Origin of the sequence: Chitinophaga oryzae, from assembly GCF_012516375.2 — a bacterium.
In the GTDB taxonomy this organism is placed as follows: Bacteria; Bacteroidota; Bacteroidia; order Chitinophagales; family Chitinophagaceae; genus Chitinophaga; species Chitinophaga oryzae.
Map to the genome: position 1 here is coordinate 1,063,694 of NZ_CP051204.2, position 24,012 is coordinate 1,087,705.

The 24,012-nt window shown below is 51.9% G+C and carries 18 protein-coding genes; 16 read left to right on the forward strand and 2 right to left on the reverse strand.

Annotated elements, in window-relative coordinates:
- Positions 1-62: 62 nt before the first annotated feature.
- On the reverse strand, positions 63-1,586 hold the full coding sequence (locus HF324_RS04495) for a malate:quinone oxidoreductase (protein ID WP_168809934.1): 1,524 nt from the start codon (positions 1,584-1,586) through the stop codon (positions 63-65).
- A 472-nt stretch (positions 1,587-2,058) separates the two neighbouring features.
- Between HF324_RS04495 and HF324_RS04500 the strand changes: the two genes are divergently transcribed.
- Together HF324_RS04500 and HF324_RS04505 are read left to right on the forward strand one after the other, a co-directional pair.
- Positions 2,059-2,895, forward strand: a complete 837-nt coding sequence (locus HF324_RS04500) for a metallophosphoesterase family protein (protein ID WP_168861991.1) — start codon at positions 2,059-2,061, stop codon at positions 2,893-2,895.
- Between the two features lie 34 nt (positions 2,896-2,929).
- Positions 2,930-3,574: an SMI1/KNR4 family protein gene (locus tag HF324_RS04505; protein ID WP_168809938.1), complete on the forward strand. Its 645-nt coding sequence runs from the start codon at positions 2,930-2,932 to the stop codon at positions 3,572-3,574.
- Between the two features lie 36 nt (positions 3,575-3,610).
- Here HF324_RS04505 and HF324_RS04510 read toward each other — a convergent pair whose 3' ends face one another.
- Complete coding sequence (locus HF324_RS04510; protein ID WP_168809940.1) at positions 3,611-3,994, reverse strand: SRPBCC domain-containing protein; 384 nt, start codon at positions 3,992-3,994, stop codon at positions 3,611-3,613.
- A 222-nt stretch (positions 3,995-4,216) separates the two neighbouring features.
- On the opposite strand from HF324_RS04510, the gene HF324_RS04515 reads away from it, so the two are divergent.
- The 14 genes from HF324_RS04515 (at position 4,217) to HF324_RS04580 (ending at position 23,973) form a co-directional block, all read left to right on the forward strand.
- On the forward strand, positions 4,217-4,804 hold the full coding sequence (locus HF324_RS04515) for a YdeI/OmpD-associated family protein (RefSeq protein WP_168861992.1): 588 nt from the start codon (positions 4,217-4,219) through the stop codon (positions 4,802-4,804).
- A gap of 14 nt (positions 4,805-4,818) precedes the next feature.
- Positions 4,819-5,769 carry a nitrilase family protein gene (locus HF324_RS04520; protein ID WP_168861993.1) on the forward strand — a complete coding sequence of 317 codons (951 nt, stop codon included), beginning with the start codon at positions 4,819-4,821 and terminating at the stop codon, positions 5,767-5,769.
- Positions 5,770-5,824: 55 nt separating this feature from the next.
- A complete protein-coding gene (locus HF324_RS04525; protein ID WP_168861994.1) occupies positions 5,825-6,421 on the forward strand; it encodes an RNA polymerase sigma factor in 597 nt (198 codons plus the stop codon).
- A 74-nt stretch (positions 6,422-6,495) separates the two neighbouring features.
- Positions 6,496-7,662 carry a FecR family protein gene (locus HF324_RS04530; RefSeq protein ID WP_168861995.1) on the forward strand — a complete coding sequence of 389 codons (1,167 nt, stop codon included), beginning with the start codon at positions 6,496-6,498 and terminating at the stop codon, positions 7,660-7,662.
- Positions 7,663-7,903: 241 nt separating this feature from the next.
- Positions 7,904-11,170, forward strand: a complete 3,267-nt coding sequence (locus HF324_RS04535) for a TonB-dependent receptor (protein WP_168812116.1) — start codon at positions 7,904-7,906, stop codon at positions 11,168-11,170.
- A gap of 23 nt (positions 11,171-11,193) precedes the next feature.
- The gene (locus HF324_RS04540; RefSeq protein ID WP_168861996.1) at positions 11,194-12,642 is read left to right on the forward strand and encodes a RagB/SusD family nutrient uptake outer membrane protein; all 1,449 of its coding nucleotides are present in this window, start codon (positions 11,194-11,196) and stop codon (positions 12,640-12,642) included.
- A 10-nt stretch (positions 12,643-12,652) separates the two neighbouring features.
- The gene (locus tag HF324_RS04545; RefSeq protein ID WP_168861997.1) at positions 12,653-14,641 is read left to right on the forward strand and encodes an FAD-dependent oxidoreductase; all 1,989 of its coding nucleotides are present in this window, start codon (positions 12,653-12,655) and stop codon (positions 14,639-14,641) included.
- A gap of 250 nt (positions 14,642-14,891) precedes the next feature.
- Positions 14,892-15,638: a DeoR/GlpR family DNA-binding transcription regulator gene (locus HF324_RS04550; RefSeq protein ID WP_168809951.1), complete on the forward strand. Its 747-nt coding sequence runs from the start codon at positions 14,892-14,894 to the stop codon at positions 15,636-15,638.
- Positions 15,639-15,893: 255 nt separating this feature from the next.
- Positions 15,894-19,025 carry a SusC/RagA family TonB-linked outer membrane protein gene (locus tag HF324_RS04555; protein WP_192023233.1) on the forward strand — a complete coding sequence of 1,044 codons (3,132 nt, stop codon included), beginning with the start codon at positions 15,894-15,896 and terminating at the stop codon, positions 19,023-19,025.
- Between the two features lie 17 nt (positions 19,026-19,042).
- Positions 19,043-20,359: a RagB/SusD family nutrient uptake outer membrane protein gene (locus tag HF324_RS04560; RefSeq protein WP_168861998.1), complete on the forward strand. Its 1,317-nt coding sequence runs from the start codon at positions 19,043-19,045 to the stop codon at positions 20,357-20,359.
- 87 nt (positions 20,360-20,446) lie between these two features.
- Entirely contained in the window at positions 20,447-21,280 is an 834-nt protein-coding gene (locus HF324_RS04565) for a rhomboid family protein (protein ID WP_168861999.1), read from the forward strand.
- Positions 21,281-21,325: 45 nt separating this feature from the next.
- On the forward strand, positions 21,326-22,156 hold the full coding sequence (locus tag HF324_RS04570; RefSeq protein ID WP_168809958.1) for a hypothetical protein: 831 nt from the start codon (positions 21,326-21,328) through the stop codon (positions 22,154-22,156).
- A 93-nt stretch (positions 22,157-22,249) separates the two neighbouring features.
- Positions 22,250-23,269, forward strand: a complete 1,020-nt coding sequence (locus tag HF324_RS04575; protein ID WP_168862000.1) for a sensor histidine kinase — start codon at positions 22,250-22,252, stop codon at positions 23,267-23,269.
- On the forward strand, positions 23,266-23,973 hold the full coding sequence (locus HF324_RS04580) for a LytR/AlgR family response regulator transcription factor (protein WP_168862001.1): 708 nt from the start codon (positions 23,266-23,268) through the stop codon (positions 23,971-23,973). The genes HF324_RS04575 and HF324_RS04580 overlap by 4 nt, the downstream gene beginning before the upstream one ends.
- The last annotated feature ends 39 nt before the right edge of the window (positions 23,974-24,012 follow it).

The following is a 24,012-nucleotide window of genomic DNA, read 5'->3' on the forward strand; positions in this document are numbered from 1 at the left end:
CTTAACAGAAAAGCCCCCGCGTTTTCGCAGGGGCTTCCTTATATATACAGGTTAATCGCTGATTAGTCCTGGTCTACCGCCTCCATGGCTTTCAGTTCCAGTACTTCGGTGGTCCAGTTACGCAGCTCTTCACACAGTTGCGGGTTGTTGAGCAACGACTGGCCGTAAGAAGGGATCATTTTTTTCAGTTTCAGCTGCCATGCTTCCGTTTCCACGTAGTCTTTAAAGCAACGTTTCAGCAGGTTGAGCATGATAGACACTGCGGTGGAAGCCCCGGGGGAAGCGCCGAGCAGGGCGGCGATGGAGCCGTCGGCTGCGCTGACAACTTCAGTGCCGAATTCGAGGATACCGCCATGTTCAGGGTCTTTTTTGATCACCTGTACACGCTGACCGGCAATTTCCAGTTTCCAGTCTTCCATGCGCGCTTCGGGGAAGTATTCGCGAAGTGCTTCCAGCCTGTCTTCCGGCTTCTGACGTACCTGCGCAATGAGGTATTTGGTCAGCGGAATGTTATCGAGGCCGGCAGATACCATCGGGTGGATATTGTCCAGGCTGATGGATTTAGGCAGGTCGAGGAAGGAACCGTTTTTCAGGAATTTGGTGGAGAAGCCGGCGTAAGGGCCAAACAGCAGCGCTCTTTCACCGTCGATCATACGGGTGTCGAGGTGAGGCACTGACATGGGGGGCGCGCCTACAGAGGCTTTGCCATATACTTTCGCCTGATGTTGGGCAATGATGTCGGGGTTGGTGCAACGCAGCCACTGACCACTTACCGGGAAACCACCGAAGCCTTTGCCTTCAGGGATATCAGATTTTTCGAGCAGGGGCAGGGAACCGCCGCCGGCGCCGATGAAAACGAAGTCTGTTTTAACGACATTTTTTTCGCGGGTTTCGCGGTTTTTCACCTTGATCTGCCAGCTGCCGTCTTCCATTTTTTTCAGGTCGCGCACATCGTGATTAAAATGAATGGTAACGCCTTCCTGTTGTTCAAGATGATTGAACAGTGCACGGCTCAAGGCGCCGAAGTTCACGTCAGTGCCTATTTCCATGTGCGTGGCAGCTACCTTCTGGTTCGGGTCGCGGCCTTCCATCACCAGGGGCATCCAGGCTTTCAGCTGTTCTTTATCTTCGGAGTACTCCATCTTTTTAAACAGATGGCATTGTTGCAAGGCTTTGTAACGCTTCTTCAGGTAGTCCACGTTCTCTTCTCCCCACACAAAACTCATGTGAGGGATACTCTGGATAAACGCTTGCGGATTCGAAATAATGTTGTTTTCTACCAGATAAGCCCAGAACTGCCGGGACACTTCAAACTGCTCGGCGATATTCACGGCTTTTTTAATGTCTACAGAGCCATCCTGCTTCTGCGGCGTGTAGTTCAGCTCACAAAAAGCAGAGTGACCGGTACCTGCATTGTTCCATGCGTCGGAACTCTCTGCAGCTGCCATATCCAGCCGCTCATAGATTTCGATGGTCAATTCTGGCTGCAGCTCTTTCAGGAGTGTACCCAGGGTGGCGCTCATGATTCCTGCGCCGATTAAAACCACATCCGGACCTGTTTCAGACGTACGCTTGCTTCTAAACATAACCCCATTTTTATTCGAGGTGCAAAGTTACAATCAAATCATTTAGCGCGGGTAAGAAAATGAAGGATTAAGAGGAATATTAACAATCTGATTACAATTCTTTCTGAATAAATTGAAAGTTGAGCAGGATACAGGAAAAAGAACTGGTTGCAATCGATGGTTATTTTGGTTGCAGTTAATTGATAATCAATAAATTGCGTTGTTATGCATAGTGAAATATTACATATGATTATCGCTTTTGCGAGATTGATATTATCTTGTGTGAGCCTGGTATTTTTTTAACGGGCAGGGCTATATCATCTGCCATTGTACTTTTCATGGATGGAGAGAAGGGAACGCAGCGAAGTTGGTATACTTATCCAGCGGAAAAACAGCTGCAGAAAATAACCGGTAGTGGTCATTGATTTTTACCTTTCTGTTAATATATAATGAGTAGCCAACGATTCCTTTCGGGAACGACTAATTTTAATGTATGATGAACAGACGCGAATTCTTCCGCGGCGTATCTGCCGCCATCGTTATCCAGGCTTGTGGCAAGATCGTCACCGCCGCCACCGGCAAGGATTTTAAGAACAAAACCGTATTCCGCTTCGCCATCGGCTCCGACTGGCACTACGGTGAACCGGGAACAGCCTGGGAACAATACTACCGTGACCTGGAAAAAGCTTTCCGGGCCTACGAAAAAGACAATCCCTGCGCTTTCTTCGTGCTCAACGGCGATGTGGTCCACAACGATCCGTCTTTCATGACGCCGGCTGCCACGCTGTTCAAACAGATCCACTCCCGCGTATACGCCACCCGCGGCAACCACGACCATGTGACGCCTGAAGCATGGCAAGAGGCATGGGGTTTTCCGCTCAACCACGATGTGGTGATGGGCGATAACGTGATCCTCCTGGGCGATACCGCCGATATCAACGGGACTTACCTCAGTCCGGACGTGGCCTGGTTCCGCGAAAAACTGGAACAACATAAAAAAGCGGCCAACATCTTCATCTTCGTTCATATCACCCCCGTAAAGTGGACCAAACACGGTATCGACGCACCGGAGTTCCAGGCGCTCATCAAACAATATCCTAATATCCGCGCCGTGTTTAACGGGCACGACCACCAGGAAGACAGCGTAAAAATGCTCGATGAAAAAATCCCGTTCCTCTGGGATGGCCACGTAGGCGGCAGCTGGGGCGTGGAATACCATGGTTTCCGCGTGGTGGAACTCAAACAGGACGGCAGCCTGCTGTCATTTGTGATGAACCCGTACCGGAAACAGGGAGAACAGACTTTCAAACGTGCAGACGTGCACAAATAAGCCGTATCTTTCCCGGCCAAAACAACAGCGAAAGATGACGACACTGGAGACCATTGAGCAGGAACACGAATTCGAATATCCTGCATTATATAAACAACTGGACAGGGACGGGATGCTGTCGTGGGGGAAACTGGGACCGGGATGGTATTCCCAGGAGTTTATGCGTGTGAGGGACAATCCGCCTTTTTTACTGTTTGCCAGCGATTTTGAAATCATTGACCAGAAAGAAATTGCCGGAGAAGTGGCGGAAGGTATGTTGTTTGCCGACAAGAGCCACCGGTTTGTACCACTGGGCTACACCGGCGCCGGCGACTGGTACGCTTTTTATTTTAACCTGAAAGACGGGGACGACGTGCCGATCGTAATGGTGTATCACGATGCCGATGAAGCCGTGATCATGGCCAAAAATCTGCAGGATTTTATTTTCGCGCGAATGCTTGAAGCAGTGCTGGAACAGGACCCTGAATATCCCGGCCTCATCTCGAGTGGCGATCAGGCCGCCAATTGCGCCAATTTCCTGCGTACACATGCCCCTTATCTGTCGCCCCGCCAGCAGGAGATCGTGGCCCGCGTATACGAAAAGGGCGTCATCACCGAAAAGGAGCTGGGTGACATATTGAAAGAAGAGATCAACTTTGACTGGCTGGACAGGAGCTTCCCTTATCAGACAAATGATTAAATAGTGAAAAGCCGGCCCGTTAAGGCCGGCTTTCTGCTACTCTTTATAAAAGTCTATCAGCGCGCCGAAATAGGCTTCCTGCCAGCCGGTAGTGATGTCTTCAAAAGCTTCATCCGGAATATTGGTATGCCGTAATTCCACATCGGTGCCCTTTTTACCGGGGTGCAGGATAATGGTCACGATAGACGGCGCTTCTTCATCTTCCCCGAAATACCATTGCTGCACAATCTTCCTTCCCGGTTCAAATTCGAGGTTCTTACCCACAATACTTTCTTCCCACAGGGCAAACTCCGATCCCGGCTCGGTAGACATTTCTGCTACTTCGCCCGTCCACAGCTGAATGGTGGCCGGATTGGTCAGCGCTGCATATACTTCTTCCGGCGTTGCCGGGATGCTAAAATATTTCTTGAAATCTTTCATATCAGTTTTCTGCTTGCCCAAAACTAGCCCATTTTGATTTATGGATTTAGAAATTTACGGATTTACGAATTTCGGGGATTGGGGATATTGCATTTATGTGGAATAATTTGACTAACTTTTTCAACAAAAATTTAACTAAACGCAGTGATCAAATCCCCGAAATTCGTAAATCCGTAAATTCCAAAATTTCAAAATCTATAAATCCAATAACGCAATAACCAAATGACCAAATATCCAAATGAGCCTGTATTTTTCGAGACAGGAGCCGCCTTCCGCAAATGGCTGGATAAGAATCATCATAAAGCAGCAGAACTGCTGGTTGGATTTTATAAAACCGGTACCGGTAAAAAATGTATGTCGTGGTCGGAGTCGGTGGACGAAGCCATTTGTTACGGTTGGATAGACGGGGTCCGTAAATCCATCGATGAAGAAAGTTACACGATCCGCTTTACCCCCCGCAAGCCTAAAAGCATCTGGAGCGCTATTAATATCAAGAAGGTGGAAGACCTTACCCGTGAAGGCCGGATGATGCCGGCAGGCCTTGCAGCCTTCAATAAGCGGGAACTGGAACGTTCCGCCATTTATACCTACGAACTGAAAGCGTCGGAGGAGCTCTCCGAGGAGTTTGAACAACAGTTCCGCGCCAACGAAAAAGCCTGGGCCTTTTATCAGAAAATGGCGCCCGGTTACCGTAAGCAGACAGCCCATTGGGTAATGACGGCCAAACAGGCCGCCACCCGGGAAAAGAGACTGGCCGAGCTGATACGGGACAGCGCTGCCGGCACAAAAATCAAAAGATATAACTATTAAGAATATACGAAACCATGGAAAAATTAAAAGTAGCCACCGCACAATTCGAGAACAAAAGCGGAGATAAAGCGTATAATCTCGGGCAGATAAACGACCTGGCGGCCAAGGCCGCCGCTGATGGCGCACAGGCCATCGCATTTCATGAATGCTCAGTTACGGGGTACACTTTTGCCCGCCATCTCTCGAAAGAGCAGATGCTGGACCTGGCAGAATTCATTCCGGACGGCCCCAGTATCCAACGGTTGACGGCCATCGCCCGTGAACATAATATCGCCATCCTGGCCGGCCTTTTTGAAAAAGATGCGGCCGACAAACTGTATAAAGCCTACGTATGCGTGGATAAAAACGGGCTGGTTGCCAAATACCGCAAACTGCATCCGTTTATCAACCCGCACCTGACCCCTGGTGATGAATATGTGGTGTTTGACCTGCTGGGATGGAAATGCGGCATCCTTATCTGTTACGATAATAACGTCATCGAAAACGTCAGGGCCACTGCTTTGCTGGGAGCCGATATCATCTTTATGCCGCATGTGACCATGTGCACACCTTCTTCCCGTCCGGGCGCCGGCTTTGTGGACCCTGCCCTGTGGCACAACCGTGAAGCCGACCCAACCTCCCTGCGGCTGGAGTTTGACGGCCTTAAAGGCCGCGGCTGGCTTATGAAATGGTTGCCCGCCCGTGCCTACGACAACGGCATATACGTTGTGTTCTCCAACCCCATCGGTATGGACGACGACCAGCTCAAAAACGGCTGCTCCATGATCCTCGATCCGTTTGGCGATATCGTGGCAGAGTGCCGCCAGCTGGGCGATGGTTTCGCTATCGCCACGCTGACGCCCGAAAAGCTGCAGCAGGCGGGTGGTTACCGCTACCGCAAAGCCCGCCGCCCGGAGCTGTACCGTGACGTGATCGGGCAGCAACATACCTCCGAACAAAAGGTGGTATGGCTGGACAATAAATAAGTTTTATTATTTTTAAAACTCCGGTCAGAACAAGAGGCAGCCGGGTTGGCCAACGATGCATCCAATTCCACATAGTGAGACCGAACTATTAAAGCGTTTGGCCGGCGGAGACGCGGCCGCCTACCGCGAGCTGTTCGTACGCCACTGGGATGCGGTGTATTCCTCTGCCCTGCTGCTCTCCCGTTCCCCTGATATCGCGGAAGATATTGCCCAGGAAGTGTTTGTCACCCTCTGGGAAAAACGTGCGCAGCTGGCACAGGTAGAGAAGCTGGACGCCTACTTCTTTATCATGGCCCGCAACCTGCTCTACAGCCGGCTGCGCAAACTTGCTTCCCAGGATGCTTACCTGCAGTACCTGCAGGACTACCACCATGAAAATACCCACGGCGGCACTGAAACCAGGGCGGAATTCAGGGAACTGGAAAACGCCATCCATGCCGCCATCCGCCGCCTGCCTCCCCAGCAACAGAAAGTTTTCCGTATGAGCCGCTTCGATGGCATGGGCCATGAAGAAATAGCCCGCGCTATGGGGCTGTCCCGCATCACCGTTAAAAGTTATATCGTACAGGCGCTGGCTACCCTCCGGAAAATGCTGGAACATTACCCCGGCATCCTCCTGCTGGCCATCGCCACGCTCGCCCGCCATGCCTGAAAAAAAATTTTTTCCGCAGCACCTCCCTTTCGTCCGTTAACGCGTCTTTACCGTTACAACGTCGCATACCGGCTATGGAACCAACACCTTTATCAACGCTGATAGCACGATATCTCAATGAAGAGCTGAGCGAAGAAGAAACCGCACAGCTCTGGGAAACCCTGCGGCAAGGCCAGGGTCAGGACGCGTGGGAAGAAGCCCTGCTGGCCCTGTTACAGGATAAAACCAGGCACGGTCAGGCTGACGCCGAACGGATGGAACAGATCTATGCTTCTATCCGTCCTGCCGATACGCCGGAGGCGCCCATCGCCCGCCGGCGCCGCTGGCTGTATCCGGCCGCCGCCGCCGTACTGGCGCTGATCATCGCTACGGCCGCTTTCTGGCGCTTCCGTCCGTCGCCGCCGCTGGCCGGTCATACCACTGCCCCCCTGCACCAGGTGATGCCCGGCGGCAATAAAGCGGTGCTCATACTGGCAGACGGCAGTACTATCACGCTCGACAGTACCGCCAACGGCATGCTGGCACAACAAGGCAGTGTGCAGGTGGTACAGGTCGGTAATGGTCTGCTGGCTTATAAAGCCGGCGGCAACCATACCGCCGGAGCGGTGCAATACAATAAGCTGGCCATCCCCCGCGGCGGCCAGTTCCGGGTAACCCTGCCGGACGGCACCAACGTCTGGATCAACGCGGCCTCTACGCTGCGTTATCCGACCACCTTTCCCGGGGCCGACAGGACCGTGGAACTTACGGGGGAAGCCTATTTCGAAGTGGCCAAAATGCCGGAAAAACCCTTCCATGTAAAAGCCGGCAATATGGACGTGCTGGTGCTGGGCACCCATTTTAACGTAATGGCATATACGGAGGAGGCCGCAGTACACGCCACCCTGCTGGAAGGCGCCGTGAAAATAAATACTGCCGGCGGCGGTACCGCGCTGCGGCCAGGACAGCAGCTCCGCATGGACCAGGCCGGCCAGGTGTCGGTGGTCAATAATGTAGACGTGGATGAAATTGTGGCGTGGAAGAACGGCTACTTCCAGTTCAACCATGAGAAATTACCCGGCGTTATGCGGCAGATAGCCCGCTGGTATGATGTAGACATCGCCTACGAAGGCAATATCCCCGACCGGGAATTTGGCGGCAAAATTTCCCGCAACAGCAGCATAGAAGAAGTCCTGAAGATACTTGAGCTTAGTAAGATCCATTTCAGAATAGAAAAAAAGAAGATCATCGTCATACCATGAAAACAACCGTTATGAAAAATGATTAATTAACACAGCAGGGGCCCAAAAAGAAACCGGAAGTGTTCCAGCACTTCCGGCGGTCGTTTGGGTAACCCATGAAAATCGTTCCACGACTCTCGCTTCCGGCTTTTATACCGGGACAGGGCTTTTATTACCCAAACAATTCAAAAGTATGCAATTTAGTTCTATTTGCAGGCGACCGGCCTATCAACCACGGTATATCGCCAAAATGCTACTGGCCATGAAATTATCAGCCATTATCTTACTATCAGCTTGTTTACAGGTCAGCGCAAGGGGCTACGCCCAGAACGTCTCTCTGTCCGAAAAAAATGCGCCGCTCGAAAAAGTCTTCCGTGCCATCGAAAAACAAACAGGGTATGTCTTCTTTTTCGATCACCGCCTGCTGGATAACGCCCGGCGTGTAACCGTAGAAGTGAAATCTGCTTCGCTGGAAAAAGTGCTGGAGCTGTGCCTCCGGCAGCAGTCCCTTACCTGGAGCATCGTTGGCCAGAATATCGTGATCGAACCGGCCGATAATAAAAAGACCACCCCATTGGCCGCCCCGGTGCAGGAGCTGCCGGTCACCGGCCGCGTGACCGCCACCACAGGGGAGCCGCTGCCAGGCGCCACCGTAGTGGTCAAAGGCAGTAAGATTGGCGCCCAGACAGACGCCGATGGCGGTTTTAAACTGATGGCTCCTCATACCGCCGTTCTCGTGATCTCCTATATCGGCTACAAGCCACAGGAAGTGCCGGCCGCAGGTAAACAACCGCTGCTGATACGCCTCGAAGCCGATGTCAACAAAGCCAGTGAAGTAGTGGTGATCGGCTACGGTACCGCTAAAAAAAGCGACCTTACCGGCTCCGTATCCCAGATAAAATCCGCAGACATTACCGCACAGCCCAATACCAACATCATGCAGGCCCTGAGCGGCCGCGCTCCGGGCGTACGCGTCATGCAGAACAACGGCGCACCCGGCGGCGCCATCAGCGTGCGCATCCGCGGCATCAATTCCATCATGGGCGGCAACGAACCGCTGTATGTGATCGACGGTTTTCCTTACAACGGCAATCCCACCTTTTTACAGCCTTCCGATATCGCCTCCATGGAAATCCTTAAAGATGCGTCTTCTACGGCCATCTACGGCTCCCGCGGAGCAAACGGCATCGTGATCATCACCACCAAAAGCGGCCGGAAAAAAGAAGCGACCAACGTGGAAGTCACCGCAGGATACACCATTCAGTCCGTCTCCAAAAAGATGAAGCTGATGAACGCGCAGCAATACGCTACGCTGTACAACGAACAAGCCGCCAACGACGGGCTGGCGCCGTATTTCACGAAAGGACAGATCGATTCGTTCGGCCTGCATCCGGGCACCGACTGGCAGTCGCTCGTGATGCACAACGCGCCCATCTACAATACCAGCGCCACCGTGAGCGGCGGTACCGACAAAACACGCTTCTCCCTCTCCGGCGGCATGTTCCTGCAGGACGGTATCGTCCGCAACAGCAATTATAAACGCTACTCTATCCGCGGCAGCGTGGAACACGATATCAGTAAAATATTCAGCGTGTCTTATAACGCTACGTTAACACGCATGGATACACGCAGCCAGAATTCAAGCCTGGGCAACCGCGGCAGCGACCTCATCTCAGCTATGCTGATGGCGCCGCCAACACTGACGCCCTACCTGCCCAATGGCGGCTACCGCCGCCTTACTACGGCCTATCCCTTTATCTCCAACGCGATCATCAACCCGATGATACCTATCTACGAGATATCGGACCGCCTCAAGGGCGACCGGGTATTTTCCAACGCCGCACTGACCATCAAGCCGTGGAAAGACCTGTCCATCCGCATCTCCGGCGGTATCGACAACCTGAACGACCGGTCGGACTACTACGCGAACATTGAACCGTCCACCAACTCTGTTGGCTCCGCTACGGTGAGGACCGTCCAGTCCACCAGCCTGCTCAACGAGAACGTGCTGTACTACAATAAAAAAATCGGCGTGCATGGTATCAACGTCACCGCCGGCTTCACTTACCAGGACTATGTGCGTACCTCGATGGACGGCTCCGGTATCGGCTTCCTCAGCGATGTGACAAATACCGGTTCCCTTGGCAGCGCCGGCACCCCCGGCGTTCCGGTCAGCAGCTACCAGAAGTGGGTACTGCTGTCTTACCTCGCAAGGGTCAACTACACTTTAATGGACAGGTATTTATTTACTGTCAGCGTACGCCGGGATGGCTCTTCCCGTTATTCTCCGGGCAACAAATGGAGTACCTTTCCTTCCGCCGCCATCGCCTGGAGAGCCATCGACGAGCCTTTCCTGAAAGGCTCCCGCGTTGTATCTGACCTGAAGGTGAGGGCCAGCTATGGCGCTACCGGCAGCGCTGCGGTAAGCCCCTATCAAACCATGAATCAACTGAAGCCCGGCAATACCATCTTCGGAGACGCGCTGTACACCTCCATGGCGCCCGATATCGTACTGCCCGGCAATCTAAAATGGGAAACCACCTATCAGGCCGACTTTGGCGTGGACGCTGCATTCTTCCGGGACAAGGTGCGCCTTACCGCCGACTTCTATCACAAAAGGACAAAGAACCTGCTGAATACCGTGCAGCTGCCCGCTTCCATGGGATACCGCACTACCCTGCAAAATGTGGGTGAGATGGAGAATAAAGGGATGGAGTTCGCTGTAGACGTAGAGGTGATGAAAAAAGCGGTTACCTGGAATGTGAACGCCAATATCTCCTTTAACCGCAATAAAATTGTGAAGCTGTATGACGGACAGGATATTTTCGGTAACACCTTTTACACCGGTTCGCTGAATGATTATGTGAACCTGCTGCGGGAAGGACAACCTTTCGGTATCTTCTACGGCTATGTGGAAACCGGTTATACCGACAAAGGGAACCTGCAGTATGCTGATCTCAACAAAGACGGAAAAATCAGCGCAGCTGATAAAACCTACATCGGTAATCCGAATCCTGATTTTACCTATGGCCTGAATTCCGTGACCAGCTATAAAGGATTTGAGTTGTCCGTCTTCATACAGGGTTCTCAGGGGAACGATATTTTTAATCTCAACAAAGCCGCCACCCTGGATTTAGGTATGGGGCTGAACCTGCCTGCCGATGTAGCCTATGATCACTGGACCCCGCAAAATACGCAGGCAAAGTATCCGAAGATCACCCGCACGCTGGCGGCTAATATGTCTACCCGTTTTGTGGAAGATGGTTCTTATCTGCGGTTTAAAAACATCCAGCTGGCGTATAACCTGCCGCTGGAGAAAATGAACGTGAAATGGTTTAAAAAGGCACAGGTGTACGTGAGCGGGCAAAACCTGATCACTTTTACCCGTTATTCCTGGTACGATCCGGAAGTGAACGCCTTTGGCTCGCTGGTGGCTCCCGGCGCACAGAGTTCCGTGAACCAGGGCATTGACTATGCTACCTATCCCACCAATAAATCGGTGACATTTGGTATCAGATGTGGTTTTTGATTTTCCAACATTCAATCTTTTTTATGAAATATAGTATTCTCATCATATTGTCAGTGCTGCTGTTTACCTCCTGCGAAAGATTGCTGGACGAAAAACCGCAGTCTGTCGCAGCTGAACAGTTTTATAATAACGCCGCGGAAGTGCAGGCCGGCCTGAACGCCATCTATACACCGATACGCGCGGGGGGTACAATGGGTGCGCTGTACCAGGTGCAGCAGGAAATTTATACCGAGTATATGTATGGCCGTGGCAGCCACGCGCCGCTGAATGACTATGCCGGTCTGGATAATACCAATATTACCCGTATCGCTGATATGTGGGCTGCTTTTTATGAAGCCATCCGCAACGCCAATATTGTGATACTGAAAACGCCTGCCGGTAAAAATCTTACGGATGCCGAGAAAAGCAAATTTCTGGCAGAAGCCCGGTTTATGCGGGCGTTGCTGTATTTCCACCTGGTACGCAACTGGGCCGGTGTGCCCATTCGCAAGGAGCATAACATGGATTCCCTGAGCGTGCCACGAGGCAGCAGGGAAGCGGTATATCAGCTGATCACGGAAGACCTGCTGTTTGCCGAAGCCAATCTGCCGGACGCCGGCCGGCTGGTAGGCGCCCCTTCCAAATGGGCCGCCAAGACGGTGCTGACGGACGTATATATGAACCTGAACGACTACCAGAAAGCGCGGGACAAGGCGCTGGAAGTGATACAGTCGGGTAAGTTTTCGCTGGTGAACGTGGTAGTGTCTTCCGATTTTGACAAACTGTTCGGCCCGGATATTATCACGACACCGGAAGAAATCTTTTACCTGAAGTTCTCGCGGCAGCCATCCGGACAAGGGTTTCAGTATCCGATATACGCCCATTATCCCGGCGCCGGTTATTATCCGCCGGGCGGTTATTATACCTTGTACAGCGATGCGGTCAACAATACCTTCGTAAAGAACTGGGATAAAAACGATCTGCGGTACGATTATAACTGGTACGTACAAACGTTCGGTCTCGGTCCCAGCACTATTCTCAATAAAAAATTCAGCGACCGTACCACTACTACCGCCGCAGGAAACGATTACCCGATGTACCGCTACGCTGATCTGCTGCTGTTTTATGCGGAGTGCGACAGCCGCGTTAATAACGGGCCTACCACCGATGCGCTGGAGAAACTGAATATGATACACCGCCGTGCGTACGGCAGGAACCCGATGGTGGCGGATGCCGCAGTTGATTTTAAAATGGCGGACTACGGCAGTTTACAGGCCTTTGTGGACAAGGTAGTACAGGAACGCGCCTATGAAGACTGCGGAGAGGGTAAGCACTGGCTGGACCTGAAGCGGCTGGGCATTGCCAGGAGCGTGATCAAAGCCATGAAAGGCATCACGATGGCAGACAGACATTTACTGTGGCCGATCCCCACAACAGAATACAACTATAACAAAGCAATTGATCCAATAAAAGACCAGAATCCCGGTTATTAAAATGACGACTATGATCAGACAAATTAAATGGTGGCTGCTGGCCATTTGTTGCCCGTTGACCATACTACCGGCTGCCTCACAGGCCGGCACGCCCAAAGAAGTGGATATTTGCGTATATGGCGGCACATCCGCCGGTATCATGGCGGCATATACCGCTAAGAAGCTGCATAAAACCGTATTGCTGATAGAGCCGGGCAAACATCTCGGCGGCCTGACCACCGGCGGCCTGGGCTACACGGATATCGGCAATAAATACGCGATCACCGGCCTGGCCCGCGATTTTTACCGCCGTATTGGCACGCACTACGGTAAGTTTGAACAATGGATTTTTGAACCGCATGTAGCTTCGCAGACATTCGACGGTTACCTGAAAAACGCAAAGGTGGAAATATGGTATGATCACCAGCTGACCACCGTGAAAAAAGAGAATGGCTACATTCGGGAGATTACACTGGAAGGTCCTTCTCCCGTGGTAGTAAAGGCCCGCATGTTTATTGATTGTTCCTATGAAGGCGACCTGATGGCGAAAGCCGGTGTTTCGTATACCGTTGGCCGTGAGGCGAACAGTACTTACCAGGAAACTTATAACGGAGTACAGTTGAGAGACAAGCACCAGTTCCCCGACGGGATAGATCCGTATAAAACACCGGGTAAGCCGGAGAGCGGGCTGCTGTGGGGCGTGAGCCCTGCGCCGCTGGCAGCGCAGGGCAGCGGCGACAAAAGCGTGCAGGCGTACAATTTCCGTATTTGTCTTACCAACCGTCCGGAGAATATGATTCCTATTACACAGCCGGAAGGTTATGACGCTTCCCGTTACGAGTTGTTGCTGCGTGTGCTGGAAAAAGCGCCGGCTAAGAGCCTGTGGGGGTTTCTGAAATTTGACCTGATGCCGAACGGTAAAACGGATATTAACAACAACGGTCCTTTTTCCACCGATATGATCGGGATGAACTATGACTATCCGGAGGCGGACGCAAAGAAGCGGAAAGAGATTATCCGTCAGCATGAACTGTACAACAAGGGGTTATTGTATTTCATCGGCCATGATCCGCGGATGCCGGAGCAGCTGCGCCGCGAGATGCTGCAGTGGGGCTATCCTAAAGATGAATATGTGAATAACGGGCACTGGTCTCCGCAGTTATATGTGCGCGAAGTGCGCCGTATGGTGGGTGAGTATGTGATGACGCAGGCCAATTGCCAGGGGCGCGCTACGGTGACCGATGGTGTGGGCATGGCGGCATATACCATGGATTCGCATAACTGTCAGCGGGTAGTGGTGAACGGTATGGTGAAGAATGAGGGAGATGTACAGATCGGCGGCTTTGGCCCCTATCCGATATCTTACCGGTCGCTGGTACCTAAGACCGGCGAATGCGCCAACCTGCTGGTGCCGGTTTGTTTGTCTGCTTCTCATATTGCTTATGGTTCTATCCGGATGGAGCCGGTGTTTATGGTGCTGGCGCAATCTGCCGCTACTGCCGCGGTGGTAGCCATCGACAGTAAGGTGCCCGTGCAGCAGGTAGCCGTGAAGAAGGTGCAGCAGCTGCTGGCAGCCAATCCGCTGGCCGACAACAGCACACCGGAAATACTGGTGGATAATGACGATGCGGCCCATGTGACGCTGAAAGGCGACTGGAAAAAAGAAACGCGCGGCAGCTATGGCCCGTCCCTGTACCTGGACGACAGCAAGGGCGGTTTGCCGAAATCTGCACGTTTTGTCCCCGAAATACAGCGGGAGGGCGAGTACCATATTTACAGTTATCTGCCCAAACTGGCCAGCCAGGCTACTGTGACCCATGTGCAGGTTTTTGACGGAAAGGAGCTGAAGCCGGTGAAGATAGAAACCGGGGCTGTTAAAGTGGAAGGACAGACTTCCGGTGAATGGGTGTCGCTGGGTACTTTCCGTTTGCCGAAAGGGAAAAAGGCTTATGTAGAGGTCAGCAACGAGCAGGCAGATGGTGCGGTAGTAGCGGATGCGCTGCTGTTCATCGCCCGATGAGTATTTTGTTATTTTATTATTTTGATATTTTGGTGTTGTGCTTAGGAAGAAGACCGCCTGGTTAAACCGGGCGGTCTTTTTTTTGAAAAATGGTCTTCCACAGCTGGCGGCCATCTCCCGGGAAAATAATTTTTAGAGGAAATATTATGCGATAGCCGGACGTTTTATGCAGAAATCTGCATGAAATTGCATTTTTATATTTGTTTGAATGCGTTTTTTTGCCGAATTTAAGGCAAGAATAAAACTTCCTATGCTGAAAAAGGAACGTCAGGCATATATCTTACATCAGGTCAACCTACATAACAAGGTATTGTCGTCGCATCTGAGCGAGCAGATGGGGGTTTCGGAGGATACGATCCGCCGGGACCTGGCGGCGCTGGCGCAGGAAGGGAAGATCCTCAAAGTGCACGGTGGCGGGTTGTCCAACTCATTTCACCAGGGGGCGGTGGCGCAGGATGTATATGCCATAGAAGAGAAACGCATCATTGCGCAGAAGGCGGTGGAGCTGATCCATGACGGGATGTTCGTACTGACCACCGGCGGCACCACTATTCTGCAGCTGGCGCGGATATTACCGCCGGAGCTGCGGGCCACCTTTATCACCGTGAGTTTGCCGGCAGCTTTTGAATATGCCAATCATCCCAATATAGAAGTCATTGTGATCGGTGACAAGCTGGCGAAAAATTCGAAGATCACCGTTGGTGGTGAAGCGATCGCCAAAATAAGGGATATCCGGGCGGACCTGTGTTTTCTGGGCGTCAACGCCATTGATGTGCAGGCGGGCCTTACGGACAACGACTGGGAAGTGGTGCAGGTAAAAAAGGCAATGGCCGCCACTGCCAGGAAAGTGGTTGCCATGTGTATATCAGAGAAGGTGAATACCGCGGAGCACCTGAAAGTATGTAATGTAGAAGACATTGATATATTAATCACCGAGCTGCAGCCAAAATCGAAGAAGTTGCAGCCATACAGTAATAAGGGAATAAAGATTTTATAGGAGTCATTTTTATTATTTAGCTGTGTTTCAACAAACAGCTCAACCGGGCTGTTTTACAAGACAACCAATGTGCAGAGGGATCGTTGTGGAAAACAAATTTCGGGAATGGCCGGTGCAGGCAGTATGACACCGTTCCGGTCTTAATTTTTCAACAGGCACAATAAGAGGATTCAATAAGGCAATCAACCATTCAACAGTTGTTATGCGACTGTTTTAGGGCTTCCAACAACAGTAACCAACATTTAAAAATCACTTATGATCACGCGTGTATTTATGCGATTGACAGGAGGTGGCCGTGTGCTGCTTTTACTGTTGATGACCTGCCTGGCAGCCACCGTCAGTGCGCAGGTGAAAATATCCGGTAAGGTAACAGACGAGACCGGAACCCCTTTACCTGGAATTACCGTTACGCTCAAAAACAGTAAAGTCGGCGCCAATACCACCGTAGACGGGCTTTACAGCTTTACAGCCAACGTGCCGGCAGGCAACTATGTGCTCGCCGTCACCGGCGTGGGGTTTACCTCCCAGGAAATACCTATCACGATAGGCACCGCCAATATCACACGGGATGTGACCATGGGTGTATCGGTATCCAAACTGGATGAGATCGTGGTAACCGGTACTTCCCAGGGTACCACCCGCCGCCAGCTGGGCAGCTACATTAGTTCCGTGAAAGCGGAAGACCTGACCAAAGGCGCCACCGGCAACGTGCTGGCCGCTTTGCAGGGTAAAACGGCCGGTGCGCAGATCACCCAGAACTCGGGAGATCCTTCCGGCGGCATCTCTGTAAAACTGAGAGGTATCAGTACTATCGGTGGTTCTACCGAACCATTGTATATCGTAGACGGTGTGATCGTAGATAACTCCTCCACCCGTGTTACCAATGCCGATCCGAACTACGGCGCCAGCACCCAGGGTGGTAATAACTTTGTCGGTAACGTGGGCCAGAACCGTATGGCCGATATCAACCCCGACGATATAGAACGCGTGGAAGTGCTGAATGGCGCCGCTGCCGCCGCTATCTACGGTTCACGCGCCAACGCCGGCGTGGTGCAGATCTTCACCAAAAGAGGCAGCTCCGGCGCTCCGGTGATCAACTTCTCCACCGGTATCTCCATCAACGAGCTACGTAAAAAACTGGATGTCAACCGCGCTCCCACCAAGTTTGGCGGGAATCCGAACGATTCTACCCAGAACATCCTGACACCGGCGGTGGTGAGCAAATTCCCGGTGCAGCGCTACGACTACCAGGACTATATTTTCCGTACAGGGGTAGGTACCGACAACAACGTGTCCATTGCCGGCGGAAAAGACAAGACCAAATACTACGCTTCTGCAAGTTACTTCTATAACCAGGGGATTATCAAGAATACGGATTTCAACCGTTTCAGCTTCCGGGTGAACCTCGACCAGGAGGTGACCAAATGGCTCACCATGAATGCAACCGTCAACTATGTTTATAGTAAGTCCAAGGAAAAACCTGACGGCAACACCTTCTATTCACCGATGAACTCCGTGACCATCCTTGGTAACTATTATGATATACAGCAAAGGGATGCCCTGGGCAACCTGATGAAAGTAGGTAACCTGGGCCGTGTGAACCCGGTGTCCATTATTGAAGACTTTCGTCAGCAACAGCAGGTAGGCCGTGTGATTGCTGGTTTGGGCCTGAAGGCAAACCCGATAAAAAACCTGACGCTGGATTATCATGTAGGTATCGATAACTATTACCAGGATGGTACTACCTTCGTTCCGCCCTACGCCTACAATGTAAGCACCGGCTTCTACGGCGGAGGCACGTCGCTCGATCCCGCGCAGAACGGTTATGCCAGCTCCGGTACCAATACCTCCTTCCTGATCAACCACGATGCGAACGCCACTTACAATGCCCGCATCAGCGACAACCTGGAGTCTGTAACGCAGGTGGGATATTCCGTACAATATCAGCGGCAGCATTATTCGCTGCAGCAGGGACGGGGCTTGCCGCCTTTTGTGCAGACGGCGGATAAAGCCACCACCGCTATTCCCGGAGCAGACCAGCGCTCTGAGTTCTCTATCTCCGGTGAATATATCCAGCAGAACTTCAAATACCGCAACCAGTTGTTCCTGACCGGCGCCCTGCGTGTGGACGGTTCTTCTGTATTCGGTAAAAACGAACGTAACCAGCTTTACACCAAGCTGAGCGGCAGCTATGTGTTGTCCGGTACCGATTTCTGGGCTAAATCTTCCGTAGCGAAGTGGTGGACGCTGTTCAAGCTGCGCGCTGCCTACGGTGAATCCGGCAACCTGACCGGTATTCCTCCTTATGCCCGCTATAATACCTATCTCGCCAATGCGTTTGTAGGCGCCTCCGGGTTCCAGGGACAACTTACTTACACCGATCCTGACGTAAGACCTGAAAAACAGAAAGAGCTGGAGTTTGGTACCGACATGTCTTTCCTGGATGACCGTATCGGGCTGAGCGTGAACTACTACCGTAAAAAAGTGGAAGACCTGCTGATCGACCGGGCAGTGGCGCCAACCAACGGTTACAACTTTATGCGAAGCAACATCGGTTCATTGCGCAATAACGGTATAGAAGTGGTGCTCAATGCCATACCGGTAAAAACGAAGGACTTCTCCTGGAGTTTGACCGCCATCTTCAACCGTAACCGCAACGAAGCGATAGATATAGGGCAGTCGCTCGTGCTGCTGAATACCGTAGGCGGCGCTCCTGTGGCTATCGCCGCCGGTTATCCCATTGGCTTCTTCTACGGCACCTTCTATGCCCGCGACGCCAATGGCAACATCCTTACTACGCCGGCCGGTATTCCCGTTACAGAAAGAGGTACGCAGAAAGCGCCGTTCGACTACCAGGCGCAGCGTGACCCCGCCACCGGGCTGCCGCTGGCATCCGCTCCGGCGCTCAACAAAAAAATCGGTGACCCTAACCCGGACTGGACCGGTACTTTCACCACCGATCTGCAATACAAAAAGCTGGGACTGCATATACAACTGGACGCCGTACAGGGCGTGGATGTTTTCAATGCCGACTTCAGGACCCGCCAGGGTGTTGACAACGGGAAGATTGCCGAGCAGGAAGACCTGGGCCAGCTGCCCAGAGGCTGGATCGCCGGTGTGTATAACATCCAGGAATTCAGGATCGACGACGGCAGCTTCGTGAAACTGCGTGAGGTGTCGCTCAGCTATGATTTCGGAAAGGTGTTCAGAGGACTGAACAACCTGACCGTAAGCCTGGGAGGCCGTAACCTCATCTCATGGGACAACTACAAGGGATACGACCCTGAAGTGAATGCCGCCGGACAAAGCACGCTTTTAAGGGGTATTGACTTCGGCGCCGTACCTGTTCCGCGCACGTATAACCTGACCGTCCGCGCTAAATTCTAATGCTAAAAAGACAAACCATGAAAAGAACTACTTTCTATACATACATGACGATGGCCACGTTCCTGTTGTCTGCGGCGGCCTGTAAAAAAGATTACCAGGACCCTTCCGGGCCCTCTCAGGAGCAGGCTTTCAGCACACCACAAGCCATTACCAATACGGCAGTAGGGTTACAGGCCAATTTCGTTAAGGACCGTACCGGGCTCATTTATACCACCATCACCGCCGGCAGCCTGCTGAGCGGGGAAACGTTTGTCACCAATCCGGGTAATGCCGATGAAGGACAACTGGGTACCGGTGGCAATACAGTGTTGAACAACAATGTGATCGTGACCGGTATGTGGGGATACACGAACAAGATTCTCTTCGACGCGGAAAACGTTCTGCGTGCCACCAATACCGTGGTGACCGACAAAGGTTACGCCAGCGGCCTGATAGCCTATACTTCCATTTTCAAAGCATTGGCGCTGGGCGTCCAGGCTAATTTCTGGGAGCAGGTGCCTGATACCATTGCCAAACCGGATGACATTACCAACGATGTACATTTTATCCCCGCTAAACAAGGCTATTTACGCGCAGTACGTACGCTTGACAACGCACTGAATACCATTGCCGCCACGCCGATCAGTGCTTCGATTACGCCGTTCCTGCCCAAAGGGATTAATGTAGTCAATACGCTGTATGCCCTCAAAGCCCGTTATGCATTATATGCCGGCGACTATGCCGCTGCGCTGGATGCCGCCAATAAGGTAGATCTTAGCAAGGCAGGTGTCAGCACTTTTAACTTCAATCCCCAGGTGGCCAACCCGATGTTTACACTGGTGGCTTCCACCAGTAATATCTATCAGGTAGTGGATTCCACGATGGGGCTGCCGGTGGCGCTGCAACCCTCGCTCATAGATGGGCGGATACCTTTCTATATCACAAGGCCGCCTACCGGTTTAAGATTTGTTGTGAGCGGATTCTTTAAATCCAATATCGAGTCCATCCCTGTGTTTCTGCCGGGAGAAATTACGCTGATAAAAGCGGAATGTTATGCCCGTACCAATAAACTGGCGGAAGGGCTGGTGGAGCTGAACAAGATAGTGACCAAAAAGCCTGCGGACGATCCCTTTGGCATAGGCGCCAACCTGCCTCCGGTGGCTGTGGCTACCATCCCCGACCTGCTGACGCAGATTTATAAGCACCGCCGCATCGAGATGTTTATGTCCGGGCAGGAGATAGAAGACCAGCGCCGTTTTGCCCGTCCTACGACCGAAAGGAAACGGAATTATTTCCCTTATCCTTTTGTGGAAAGGAATGACAATCCGAATACACCGGCCGATCCAACTTTTTAATAAGTTTTTTATCTTTACTAACGGCAGCCCGGGGCGTCCCGGGCTGCCGTTAGTATTTGCATCCTGTACCCTTAATGTCCTATAGCCATGACAGAAATCGGCGTTGTTGCCCTCGTGACCGTTATCCTGAACCTTGTAGTCTCTTACAAGGGATTTAAAGACACTGGTTTTTATTACAAATACGCTTTTATCGTGGACGAAATACTGGTCCACAAAGAATACTACCGGCTGATTTCTTCCGGCTTCCTGCATGTGGGATGGACCCACCTGCTTTTTAACATGATATCACTCTGCTTCTTCAGTGCGGACGTAGAAGCGGTACTGGGGATTAAAAACTTCGTCATCATCTATCTGAGCAGCCTGGTGGGAGGCAACCTGTTATCCCTGTTCATCCACCGGCAGCATGGCGACTACAGCGCGGTCGGCGCTTCCGGCGCCGTATGCGGTATCATCTTCGCCTGCATAGCCCTGTTTCCCGGCATGGAGATAGGCTTCTTCGGTATCCCGTTGTACATACCCGCATGGATATACGGTGTGTTGTATATGTTGTTTACCATTTTCCGGATCAGGAATAATGATGACAACATCGGGCATGAAGCGCATCTCGGTGGCGCTTTTATCGGGTTGCTCTTTGCCGCGTGCCTCGAGCCGCAGGCCGTAAAGCAGCATTACCTGCCGGTGCTGGCGGTGGTACTGCCCTGCGTCGTGTTTATGTACCTGCTGGTCCGGAAACCACATATGGTGCTGACCGGAAACACGCCCGGTCCGCAACGCTACCTGAATGTGGAAGACCGCTACAATCAGCAGAAGGCAGCGCAGCAACAGGAAATAGATGCCATACTGGACAAAATTCACCGGAAAGGTATCAATAGCCTGTCGGCCGAAGAGAAACGGAAACTGCAAGATTATTCAGAACGCTGACGGAAGAATTTTTATCTTGCCAATACCTAAACGAAACCTGTGCATATGAAACCATCTGTTACTGTACTATGCCTGGTAGTGCTGGCTTTGGCCGCCTGCCGTAAAAATGATGCCGGAAATGACCCGGCCCCTGACTACAACGATGTGAAGATTGCCGCTATCTCCGATGTTCCTGCCTTTATCTATGAGGGTGACCGGCTGGTGGCGATGGGAAATGAAAAATTTACCTATGATGAGAAAGGCCGTATCGCAGGAAGTCGAATTGCGCACCGGGACACATTGAATAACCTGATTACCGGGTATGTCTACAAAACCAGGTTTATGTGGGTGAACGGCCTGTGTGCCGGCAGCATAGCGGACTCCCTGTACACCTATGCCAAAGGGATGGATGGCAGCATTAAAGATGAGCGGTTCGCCAGCGGCGTTATCCTCAGCAGCTATGATTACAACCTGCCCGCCGGCCGCCTGAACGCTATCACGCTCACTCCCGGCGGATGGACCACTGCTGCCTACACTTCCATTAACTATGAATACGACGGCAAGGGAAACATTAGCAGGGCAGTTACCCGGCAGCCTAACCTGATGGGGAGGCCCGGCGCCCCCGACCTCGTCATAACGGTGACCTATCAGTATGATAACCACCCTAATCCTTTTTATGCTATGTATAAAAAGTACGGTTTAATCCTGCCGGCGCTGCAGCGTTTTGCAACCAGCGTCTCTCCCAATAATATTATTAAAATGCAGATGAAACTCGATAATATGGTTGAGCTGGTGCAACAATACACCTATGAATACAATGATAAGGGGTATCCGGTGAAAATGACCACCAACGGCGGTAGCGTAACAGGGCAAACAACTTATATCTCCTACCGTTAAAAGCCATGTTGTCGGCGCATTTTGCCGTGTTGTCGCTTCTTTGTGGACAAACTGCCCAATAGCAGCGTGCTTTGCAGTATATTTATATTGCACATGAAAGCGTTCCTGACATCCAAAAATATCAATATAGCACTACATGCGCTGATCTGGGGCATACTGCTGTTATTGCCTTACATAGTATCATCACCCGAAAACCAATACAGTATAGGCCCTATGCCCGGTGCGTTTTTTACCATCGCCGGCGTGATCCATATGGGCCTTTTTTATGCCAATGCTTTTTACCTGTGTCCGCGGTTGCTCAACCGCCGTTTCTGGTGGTTGTATATTCCTGCCGCTTTGTTGCTGCTGTTTGTTTCTTTTCAGTTGAAGTATTATGCCATGGCGGCGTGGTTTCCGGAGCTGCTGCGGAACAAGGCCGCTTATGGCGTCGTTTTCGGACCTTCTACGGCCGTGCTGGTAGTCAGCCTGCTGTACCGGAAAATACTGGACCGCATATACGAAGAACGCCGTCAGAAAGAAAAACAGGCCGAGCAATTAGCTACCGAGCTGAAGTTTCTCCGGTCGCAGATCAGCCCGCATTTTTTGTTCAACGTGCTCACCAATATGGTGTCGCTGGCCCGGAAGAAGTCGGACCAGCTGGAGACTTCCCTCATTATGCTGTCGGAACTGATGCGTTATATGTTGTATAATACCGGTGGCAAGGTGTCTTTGCAGAAAGAAGTAACGTACCTCAACAGTTACATCGCCCTGCAGCAGCTGCGTTTCGGCAGTGATGTGGATATCCGCAGCGATATGCCCGATCCGGCGTCCCTGGAGCATTACATGATAGAGCCTATGTTGCTGATCCCTTTCGTGGAAAATGCTTTTAAGCACGGTACGGGAGTAGATAGGCCGGTTATTCACATACAGCTGTCTGTTCAGGGAGATGTGCTTACCTTTACGGTGGAGAACCATGTCGACCCGGTACAGGACAACAGCAAGGACGACAGCTCCGGCATCGGGCTGTCCAATGTCACTTCCAGACTGGAACTATTATATCGCCGTCATTATACGCTGACCGTTAACACGGATAATGACCAGTTTCTTGCACACCTAACGCTGAAGCTTATATGATACGTTGCATTGCAGTAGACGACGAACAGTTGGTACGTGAATTACTGGAAGACAGTATCCGGCAGGTACCTTTTCTGCAGCTGGTGGCTACCTGTAAAAATGCCATGGAAGCGATGGAAGTAATGCAGCGCGAACAGGTAGATCTGATGTTTCTCGACATACAGATGCCGCGCCTCAGCGGGCTGCAGTTATTGCAATCGTTGCAGCGGCCGCCCCTTGTGGTCCTGGTGACTGCCTACGAGCAATATGCGCTGGAAGGTTATAATCTCCAGGTGGTAGATTACCTGCTGAAACCCTTTAGCTTTGAACGTTTCCTGAAGGCCTGCCAGCGGGCTGCCGATCTGTTCCGGCTGCAACAGCCGGCAACGCCTGCCCGTGCCATCACCGACTTTTTCGTGAACGTGGAATATGTGCAGGTCAAAATTGTAGTGGCCGATATTGAATACATCGAAGGACTGAAAGATTACATCAAAATACACCTCTCTTCCGTGTCCAGACCGGTGCTCACCCGCATGACCATGAAAGCCGTCACGGAGAAGCTACCTGCGGATGATTTTGTACGCACGCATAAATCCTACCTGGTAGCGGTGAAGAAGATCACCGCCGTTAAACGCGATCTTGTTTGTATCGGGGAGAAGGAAATACCTGTCAGCGATTTCTTCAAAGAGAATGTCAACCGGCTGGTGCAGGGCCCTGCACACTGATGCAAACAGGTTCGCCATCTTGTCGCCACACTTTCCTGT

Coding starts and splice junctions, on each gene's coding strand:
- HF324_RS04525 (WP_168861994.1), top strand. CDS start 5,825: ATGCATCCAATTCCACATAGTGAGACCGAACTATTAAAGCGTTTGGCC.
- HF324_RS04530 (WP_168861995.1), top strand. CDS start 6,496: ATGGAACCAACACCTTTATCAACGCTGATAGCACGATATCTCAATGAA.
- HF324_RS04575 (WP_168862000.1), top strand. CDS start 22,250: ATGAAAGCGTTCCTGACATCCAAAAATATCAATATAGCACTACATGCG.
- HF324_RS04505 (WP_168809938.1), top strand. CDS start 2,930: ATGACGACACTGGAGACCATTGAGCAGGAACACGAATTCGAATATCCT.
- HF324_RS04560 (WP_168861998.1), top strand. CDS start 19,043: ATGAAAAGAACTACTTTCTATACATACATGACGATGGCCACGTTCCTG.
- HF324_RS04555 (WP_192023233.1), top strand. CDS start 15,894: ATGATCACGCGTGTATTTATGCGATTGACAGGAGGTGGCCGTGTGCTG.
- HF324_RS04510 (WP_168809940.1), bottom strand. CDS start 3,994: ATGAAAGATTTCAAGAAATATTTTAGCATCCCGGCAACGCCGGAAGAA.
- HF324_RS04580 (WP_168862001.1), top strand. CDS start 23,266: ATGATACGTTGCATTGCAGTAGACGACGAACAGTTGGTACGTGAATTA.
- HF324_RS04550 (WP_168809951.1), top strand. CDS start 14,892: ATGCTGAAAAAGGAACGTCAGGCATATATCTTACATCAGGTCAACCTA.
- HF324_RS04500 (WP_168861991.1), top strand. CDS start 2,059: ATGATGAACAGACGCGAATTCTTCCGCGGCGTATCTGCCGCCATCGTT.
- HF324_RS04565 (WP_168861999.1), top strand. CDS start 20,447: ATGACAGAAATCGGCGTTGTTGCCCTCGTGACCGTTATCCTGAACCTT.
- HF324_RS04570 (WP_168809958.1), top strand. CDS start 21,326: ATGAAACCATCTGTTACTGTACTATGCCTGGTAGTGCTGGCTTTGGCC.
- HF324_RS04515 (WP_168861992.1), top strand. CDS start 4,217: ATGACCAAATATCCAAATGAGCCTGTATTTTTCGAGACAGGAGCCGCC.
- HF324_RS04520 (WP_168861993.1), top strand. CDS start 4,819: ATGGAAAAATTAAAAGTAGCCACCGCACAATTCGAGAACAAAAGCGGA.
- HF324_RS04540 (WP_168861996.1), top strand. CDS start 11,194: ATGAAATATAGTATTCTCATCATATTGTCAGTGCTGCTGTTTACCTCC.
- HF324_RS04535 (WP_168812116.1), top strand. CDS start 7,904: ATGAAATTATCAGCCATTATCTTACTATCAGCTTGTTTACAGGTCAGC.
- HF324_RS04545 (WP_168861997.1), top strand. CDS start 12,653: ATGATCAGACAAATTAAATGGTGGCTGCTGGCCATTTGTTGCCCGTTG.
- HF324_RS04495 (WP_168809934.1), bottom strand. CDS start 1,586: ATGTTTAGAAGCAAGCGTACGTCTGAAACAGGTCCGGATGTGGTTTTA.